The 1,176-nt window shown below is 63.4% G+C and carries 1 protein-coding gene; it reads left to right on the forward strand.

What is annotated here, in order from left to right:
• Positions 1-1,176 (forward strand): elongation factor Tu (gene tuf / locus FQK05_RS25770; protein WP_158972439.1); only part of this gene is annotated, 1,176 nt, incomplete at its 5' end.

Here is a 1,176-nt window from a genome sequence, read left to right on the forward strand (position 1 = left end):
ATGGCAAAGGAAAAGTTCGCACGTACGAAGCCGCACGTGAACATCGGCACGATCGGTCACGTTGACCACGGGAAGACGACTCTGACGGCCGCGATCACGAAGTATTTCGGCGAGTTCAAGGCCTATGACCAGATTGACGGCGCGCCGGAAGAAAAGGCCCGCGGCATCACGATCTCGACCGCGCACGTGGAATACGAGACGGATGCACGTCACTATGCGCACGTCGACTGCCCCGGCCACGCCGACTATGTGAAGAACATGATCACGGGTGCGGCGCAGATGGACGGCGCGATCCTGGTGGTGAACGCGGCCGACGGCCCGATGCCCCAGACGCGCGAGCACATCCTGCTGGGCCGTCAGGTCGGCATCCCGAAGATCGTGGTGTTCCTGAACAAGGTCGACCAGGTCGATGACGAGGAGCTTCTGGAGCTCGTGGAAATGGAAGTCCGCGAACTTCTGGACACCTACGAGTACCCGGGCGACGACACCCCGATCGTGGCCGGCTCGGCGCTTGCCGCGCTGGAAGGCCGCGATCCGGAAATCGGCGAGAACAAGATCCGCGAACTGATGGCGGCCGTGGATGAATACATCCCGACCCCGGAACGTGCCGTGGACCAGCCGTTCCTGATGCCGATCGAAGACGTGTTCTCGATCTCGGGCCGCGGCACGGTTGTGACCGGCCGTGTCGAGCGTGGCGTTGTGAACGTCGGCGACGAACTGGAAATCGTGGGCATCAAGGCCACGCAGAAGACGACCTGCACCGGCGTTGAAATGTTCCGCAAGCTGCTGGACCGCGGCGAAGCCGGCGACAACATCGGCGCGCTGTTGCGCGGCATCGACCGCGAGAAGGTGGAGCGTGGCCAGGTTCTCTGCAAGCCGGGTTCGGTGAAGCCGCACACGAAGTTCGAAGCCGAGGCCTACATCCTGACCAAGGAAGAAGGTGGCCGTCACACGCCGTTCTTCGCGAACTACCGCCCGCAGTTCTACTTCCGCACGACGGACGTGACCGGGACGGTGACGCTGAAGGAAGGCACCGAGATGGTGATGCCGGGTGACAACGTCGGCTTCACGGTCGAGCTGATCGCGCCGATCGCCATGGAAGACGGCCTGCGCTTCGCCATCCGCGAAGGCGGCCGCACCGTCGGCGCAGGCGTCGTCGCAAAGATCATCGAGTAA

It is taken from the genome of Chachezhania sediminis, from assembly GCF_009765275.1.
GTDB lineage: Bacteria > Pseudomonadota > Alphaproteobacteria > Rhodobacterales > Rhodobacteraceae > Chachezhania > Chachezhania sediminis.